Below are 7,918 nucleotides of genomic sequence, written 5' to 3' on the forward strand. Positions count from 1 at the left end.
ACCTGCTACCTGAAACCTCCCTTAACGTAACATTTGAATCAGTGCGTAACGTCAGTTACTATTTTGATATTGTTCAATCATGGTAATGATACGAGAGACACTTTCAGGAAAAATGACCACTAAACCATCTTTTTTGACTTTTGCCAAACCCGTTTCCACTGCTTTGATTTCATCAAGAATTACATCGTAAGAGGCTTCAGGATTTTGCTCCACAATACCCTTAACTATTAAATCAGCCACAGCGCCCCTCTCCCTACCTCGATTATCGTCATCTTCCTTAACAATGATATGATCAAAAGTTTGGGCAGCAATTTTACCGAGGAGGATCAAATCCTCATCTCTTCTGTCACCCGGACCACCGACAACACCGAGGCGATCGCCATTCCAGTTCCGAACAAAAGCGCCCACCGCCTCATAACCAGCCGGATTATGGGCATAATCCACCAAAACGGAATAATTATCGAGGTCAAATAAATTCATTCTACCGGGAGTTTGGAGGGCGCCGGGGTTAAAAGTGCGCACCCCTTGACGAATTAACTCAATGTCCACCCCATTGACAAAGGCAGCCAAACAAGCCGCCAAAGCATTAGCAATCATAAATGGAGCCATGCCTTTCATGGTAACGGGGATATTTTCCGCTTTCTCAATTCTTAAAGTCCATTCCCCTTCATAAATGGATAGATAACCATTTTCGTAAATGGCGGCAATACCATCACGGCGTAAATGATCGATAATAATAGGGTTTTTGTCAGTCATGGAAAAATAAGCAACTTTACCCTTGACATTTTGAGCCATTCGTGCTACCAGAGGATCATCTGCATTGAGAACAGCGTAACCTTCAGCATTAACAGTCTCAGCAATAACGCCTTTAACCCTTGCCATTTGTTCAATAGTATCAATATCCCCTAAACCAAGATGATCCGCTGCCACATTGAGGACAACTCCCACATCACAGGTATCAAATGCTAAACCAGAGCGTAAAATCCCCCCTCTGGCACACTCCAAAACCGCTACTTCCACAGTGGGATCACGCAAAATCACTCCAGCACTCAGAGGACCAGTATTATCACCTTTTTCCACCATATATTCCCCAAGGTAAATACCATCAGTGCTGGTATAACCGACTACTTTCCCCGTTTGACGGTAGAGATGGGCAAGTAATCTCGTGGTGGTAGTTTTGCCGTTCGTACCTGTTACCGCTAGGATGGGAATCCGGCTGGATTGATGATCTGGGTATAGCATATCGATGACGGGCGCTGCCACATTGCGTGGTAAACCTTGAGAAGGCGCAACGTGCATCCTAAACCCGGGCGCTGCATTCACCTCGACAATAACCCCATCTACTTCTGACAGGGGTTTAGTAATGTCAGGGGTAACAACATCAATACCGGCAATATCTAAACCAATAATTTTGGCAGCACGCTCTGCAATCCAGACATTTTGAGGGTGAATATCATCAGTGCGATCAATGGCGATGCCCCCAGTGCTAAGATTAGCCGTAGCTCGTAAATAAGCCACTTCTCCTTGTGGTAGTACTGTGGCAATGGTGAAACCTTGTCTTTTCAAAACCTCCAAAGAAGTACGATCCACGCTAATCCTAGTTAAAACATTATCATGACCATCCCCACGGTTAGGATCAAGGTTTGTTTGGTCGATTAGTTTTTCTATGGTGGATTTTCCGTCACCGGTGACGAGCGCTGGGATTCTTTCCGCCACAGCTACCAATTTGCCGTTGATGACCAATAAACGATGATCATTGCCTTTATAAAATCTTTCCACAATTACCGAGCGAGTTTTTGAAGCAGCACTGGCAACTTCGTAGGCTTCTTCTGCGTCTTCCCAACTATTAACGTCAATGGTGATACCTCGACCATGATTCCCGTCTAAAGGTTTAATCACGATGGGATAACCCCCCACATCCTCAACAGCGCCCTCCAACTCATCTAAATAGTAAATTACTGTACCCCTAGGCACAGGAATCCCAGCATCTCTGAGGGTGGTTTTTGTGCCTTCCTTATCACAAGCTAACTCTACTCCTAAAATACCTGTGTTACTGCTGAGAGTTGCTTGAATACGTCTTTGATTTACCCCATACCCTAACTGTACCATCGCACGGGCGCTTAACATCATCCAAGGGATAGAGCGAGTTTCAGCTTCTTTGATAATGGTTTCGGAGGAAGGACCTAGAGCAGAGTTTGCTCTCAAATCGTTTAAGTCAGAAATATCTTGAGCCAATTCTTCGGGGGAATAGCTCCCAGTATTGATAATAGAATTGCATAGTCTTACGGCAGCTCTTCCAGCATAGCGCCCGGCTTCCTCATACACATACTCAAAGACAACATTATAAACTCCGGAAGTGCTAGTTTCTCTCGTGCGCCCAAACCCCACAGGCATTCCTGCTAATTCTTGAAGTTCGAGGGCAATGTGTTCAATAATGTGACCCATATATGTCCCTTCTTGGACTCTTTCCAGAAAACCGCCTCGATGGTCTCGTGAACAAAAATGTTCAATTAGACTGGGTAATACTTGTACTAATCCTTCATAAAATCCGGGTATTAAATTTGATGGTTTGTCAGCGACATCTTCCAAGTCAAGACGCATTTGTACAAGTTTTGGACGGCGGATACTCCAATAGTTAGGACCTCTAAGGGTCTGAGTTTTGAGGATTTTCATGCTATTTCTGATTTTAGACGCTACTTTAACTAAAGAGCCATTATTAATGATCTCGTTTATTTGGTTACTTTAACTGTTCAACATGAACATTATGTTAAGTTAATGGACAATTGATAATGCATAATGGAAGGAATGCAGAAGTAATTGTTTTCTAAATTCTAAATTCTAAATTCTAAATTTTTTCTCCCTTTCTCCCTTTCCCCTCTGCTTCCCCTTCCCCCTGTCTCCTTGTCCATTTAATCGACAACAGCCGGGCTAGGTTGATGGGTTTTGCGATTATAACGATCTCCATGACAAAGAATATGAACCCTTAAATTATGCAGGGCGAGGGGCGCTTCCGCTTCTATTTTACCTTGATTGGTATAATTCATTGCTTGGGCATCTACAACGGTAACAGTACCTTTTCCGACCACTTCCAGATGATGATCGGGAGTAAAAAGGGCGCAGGTATCTTCATCAATACCGATGCCTAAACGTTCAGGATGATTAGAGAGCGCACTCAATAATCGTGACATCCGATTGCGATTGTGAAAATGTTGATCTACAATGACTTCAGGAATAAACCCTAAACCCATTGCCATATCAACTAAAGCTCGATTGGGAGATTCTCCGCTACTACCACCTGCGATCATATGATGACCCATAACTGCTGCACCGGCACTTGTTCCAGCAAGAGCAATTTCACCTAATTTCACCCTTTGACGAATTCTTTCCATCAGAGGGGTATCAGCTAATAAACCGCAAAGACGCAGTTGATCTCCCCCTGTCATGAAAATTCCCGTGCAGTTTTCCACATACTCTTGATAGGTTTTATCTTCTCCCTGTGTGCGATCGCGCACGTCTAAAACTTTAAGCTCTTTAACCCCCATATCATTAAAAATGGAGATATAACGCTCTCCAATAATAGTTGGTTCTCGTGAAGCTGAGGGAATAATCCCGATAATAGCATCAGCGCCCCCCGCACAGTGCCAAAAGGTTTGTAATATTTCCCTGCCATGCACTTTATCTTCGGCACCGCCAATGACTAGCACGGAACTTCTTTGATATTGCTTCATGTTGATGTTTGATTCTCTTGCTAATTTGATCTACACTTTTGACTTTCAAAAATGTTCATTATATAATCCTTTTCACTATTTTATGGTTAAATTTGTCACATATCACGGTTTATCAAGTAAAAAGTCACAAGTAGAGGTTGATAAAAATGGACAATTACAATGGGAAGGGAAAAGGTTTTAAAAGGGCAAAGTTAAAAGGGCAAGGGGCAAAGGTTTCAATGCTTATAAATCAAATACTTTAGGATAACTAGGAATTTGTGAAAAATAACGATTTGGCTTAACCCTTTAATTTATAAACATTTCACCTGAAACCTGACACCCGAAGCCTGACGCACCTCCCCTCACAAAAAAACCCTGCCAGAAAGACAGGGGGAATTAAATCAAAACGGAGAAATTAAGATTATTCTGCGGTAGCTAACTCTGCATCTGCTCTATTTTCAGTGCTACCACGACGACGACGGCTAGTTAAACTATTGAATAACATTTTACCAATTGCCATCACTAAATTACCTTCTAATTCTTGAAATAATTTCATATTCATAGCAAAAGCATCGTTTGCCTCCTGAACAATTTTCTCGGCAGTTTCTTGATCTACTGGAAAATCATTTAATGCCGCACGATATTTATTTTTGAAGGCTTTTTCATCGTCAATAGCTTCAAATTCATAAAACGCTGTGCCTTGTGAATCTAAATTCATTGCTTTTTGAGCTATATTTTTAAGAATTTGTCCTCCCGAAAGGTCTCCTAAATAACGAGTGTAGGAGTGCGCTGCAAATAATTCTGGCTCATTTTGAGCAATTGCTCTGATTCTATCAACGTAGGCTTGACCAGAAACACTGATGGATATTTCATTTTTCCAGTTAGCACCATAATAGAATTGTAGGTCCTGGGCTAAACTTTCTTGGCGATTAAGTTCAGGAAAATAAATTTTACTGACAAGGGGATGCTCTTTGAGACGCTCCATTTCTTCTTCCATGGCGCTGTAAACAAAGTAAAGATTTGCTGCTAATTTACGATAAGAGTTTTTTTCTACAACCCCTTTTAAAAAGCATTTAATAAATCCCATATTTTCTGCCATAGAATGAGATTTTTTTGTGCCTTCTCTCAACATGGTAGCTAGATTTATGCTCATATTTAACCTATTCCTAATTTATTAAGATTCTGTTTATAAAAATTTACAAAGACAATTTTATTGCTTAGTTTCTTAGATTAAACTGAATTTATGTCATTTTCCATTAAGTTTCATTACAATTCAATCTTTACCTAGGGGTTGCTGAAAAAGTGGTGTATTGAGGTGAAGGGCAAAGGTTTCAGGTTGCAGGTGTAATTTTCAAACCTAATACCTAACACCCGATACCTGACACCTTTACAGCTATGCTTAAAACTGTTTAACTCGATTAACTAAAGCCTCAGCAGTAATTCCATTAAATGCCATGAGTTGAGGGGCGCTGGCAGTAGTTTCTCCTCGTTTCCACGCAAAAACGTCACGGGGTGCATTACTACGCAACATAATCGGTTCTAACATAGCGCTCGTGCCACCAGTCACACCAATTAAACCATCCCCACCAAATAGACTTTCAAAACCAGTATCATCTAAAAATTCACCATCAGAAGCGGTGCAAGTATCCCAAGCCACATCTGTCGGGCGATATAAACGGCGTGGATTAATAACTGAGACAATGCGCACTCCATACCCCAAAGATTCTAAAATTTGAGTGGCTTCAAAAACGGGGATTAAAGTCATATCACCAATGACAGCAAAAACGATTTTTTTATCTCCCTCAGACTCATGTAAAATTACAGCACCTTTAGCCAAAGCCTCTTGAGTTTGCTCAAAAGTAGTGCGGATAGGTAAAGGAGACTTACTAGCAGTAATGGTAATCCCTTTATTTCTGGTATTCAGCGCCCACCGATAGCATTCCTGAATACTATTAGCATCACAAGGAAAAAGAGGAAAAATATTACCATTGCGCATCATACCAGCGAAATAGTTTTCGATTTCCGGGCGTTGATGAGTCCAACCATTGCGCCCTTGCTCCAGCGCCCCTGCCGTAAATAAAGTAATAGTAGAAGGGGTTTCCCTTCTCAATTCTGCCATGGCTTGAGTCACAGTCTGCCAAATAGGTAAACCATTGATCGCAAAAGACTCATAAGAACACCATAACGTACGGGCGCCGAATAAGGCTTGAGCCACCGCCAAACCAGCGCACGCATCCTCACTCAAAGGCTCATAAACTTGTCCTTGAGGCTGTTGAAAATAAATTTCATCGGTGGTAGGGTGAACGATTTTTAAACCAACATTAATATTATTGATTCCCGATGCCGCATTACCGTCAGCATTCGTTACCAAAAAATGAGGATCATTTTTGCCAACATGAACTACCATTTCTCCCATCGCAGTAGTAGCAACTTTCCGATCCCCTCCCACATTATATTCAGTCATGGGCAAAGTCCCCAAATCAGCTAAAGGCAATTCTTTTTCAGTGACGGCTACTGCCACATTAGGACCGCCATTAGAACGAACAAAGTTAGTACGTACTAACTCCCATGCCGATTTACTCAATGCCCTTCCCTGTAATGCAGAAATGATATAATCCTTATCAAGACTATCCCCCGGATAAAGATTATGGGATTGAGAACCAGTTTTATGCACCCCAGCCCCTTTCAATTGTTTAATGATTAACACCGTTAAAGTGCCATTAAGAGCAGATTGACTGGCTTTATCTGTGGCTTCTAAAACTGCTTTCGTGAAGGCTAAACGATTCTCAAAAGAGAATTGGGTACTGTCCACATAATCACCCTCTTGGTTGCTGTCATCAAAATCTTTCGCATTTACCAATATTACTTCAGCAAAGCCATTACCACGCCAATAAGAAATCATTTCCTCATTGGATTTGGTGGAAACCATACTATGATGCTCTTGAGAATAACCATTCCAAACAAGAATCGGTAAAAAATTAGTTATCTCAGGGTATGCTGTGTTAAAATGACCGAAACTACTCATGATATAAGGTTCACCTAAACCACCATCACCGATAGTCACAGGGAATAATACCCCCGGGTGTAGTTTTGCTCCTGCCATAGCAAAATGTTGCCCTTGTCCCAAAGGACCTGCTGGACTTAATAGTCCCGGAATTTGACCCGATAAATGTCCTAACAACCCGTGCATTTCACGGAAGCGGGCGCTTAATTCTTCCACTGTGTAAATGCCCATGCTTTCCAAGGATTGATCTAAAAACACCGCACTATAATAACCTGGCGCGTGATGTCCAACCTCAGTAATTAAATTTTTATGTCCTAACATCACCAAAGAGGCGATTACGTCAGCACTACTAGCAAAGCCTCCCGGATGCCCAGATTCCTTACTAGCCGTGATATGTAAAGTTAAATAACGTAACGCATCTGCTCCTAATAATGTCTGATATATGGCCTGATCATCTACAGACTCAATTCGTTTTTCACCTTCAGCAATGGCACTTTGTTGTCCATATTTTTGAAAATAGGGTAACTCTTCTTGAAAATACTGTATTCCTTGATAAAATTCTCTGTTAGTCATAAATAATTGATGAGCTCAATAATTTCTATTGTCTCACCATTTTTCCATTTTTGAACTATATATTCTAATCAATATTTTTTACATTATTCATAGATAAATATAAATAGTCAAAAAAAAGGCACCCGCAGAGGGGCGCTTTTAGAATGATGAAGACAGGCATAGAACTATTGTCCCGAGGGGCTACCCCCTAAGTATCGTCGCCGCTACAATGTTTCACCCACGAGTTCGGGATGGGGTCGTAGTGGTTCCACCGTGCTACATACACCTGTCAAAATTGCGAGGAATAAACCCTCAAGACTGTATAGATGAATCAAGATAGGAGGTCAAGCTGACGGTCTGTTAGTACACTTCGGCTCCGCACATTACTGCACTTCCACCTTGTGCCTATAAACGGGTGTTCTTCCCGTGACCTTACACCAGAGTACTCATCTTGAGGTGGGCTTCCCACTTAGATGCTTTCAGCGGTTATCCACTCCGTACTTGGCTACCCAGCGTTTACTGTTGGCACAATAACTGGTACACCAGCGGTACGTCCTTCCCGGTCCTCTCGTACTAAGGAAGGCTCCTCTCAATACTCTCACGCCTGCACCGGATATGGACCGAACTGTCTCACGACGTTCTGAACCCAGCTCAC

4 protein-coding genes and 2 rRNA genes are annotated in these 7,918 nt (G+C 41.9%); all 6 read right to left on the reverse strand.

The window, feature by feature from the left end; all coding sequences use genetic code 11:
* Positions 1-51: 51 nt before the first annotated feature.
* Positions 52-2,673 (reverse strand): cyanophycin synthetase, encoded by a 2,622-nt coding sequence (gene cphA, locus IGQ45_10045; GenBank protein MBF2057539.1) that lies wholly within the window; start codon positions 2,671-2,673, stop codon positions 52-54.
* Positions 2,674-2,909: 236 nt separating this feature from the next.
* A complete protein-coding gene (locus IGQ45_10050; GenBank protein ID MBF2057540.1) occupies positions 2,910-3,728 on the reverse strand; it encodes a cyanophycinase in 819 nt (272 codons plus the stop codon).
* Positions 3,729-4,128: 400 nt separating this feature from the next.
* Positions 4,129-4,860 (reverse strand): heme oxygenase (biliverdin-producing), encoded by a 732-nt coding sequence (locus IGQ45_10055; protein ID MBF2057541.1) that lies wholly within the window; start codon positions 4,858-4,860, stop codon positions 4,129-4,131.
* 246 nt (positions 4,861-5,106) lie between these two features.
* Complete coding sequence (locus IGQ45_10060; protein MBF2057542.1) at positions 5,107-7,284, reverse strand: phosphoketolase; 2,178 nt, start codon at positions 7,282-7,284, stop codon at positions 5,107-5,109.
* Between the two features lie 151 nt (positions 7,285-7,435).
* Positions 7,436-7,553 (reverse strand): 5S ribosomal RNA (gene rrf / locus IGQ45_10065).
* Between the two features lie 50 nt (positions 7,554-7,603).
* Positions 7,604-7,918 (reverse strand): 23S ribosomal RNA (locus tag IGQ45_10070); the annotation flags it as partial.

It is taken from the genome of Cyanobacterium sp. T60_A2020_053 (assembly GCA_015272165.1).
Taxonomy (GTDB): Bacteria; Cyanobacteriota; Cyanobacteriia; order Cyanobacteriales; family Cyanobacteriaceae; genus Cyanobacterium.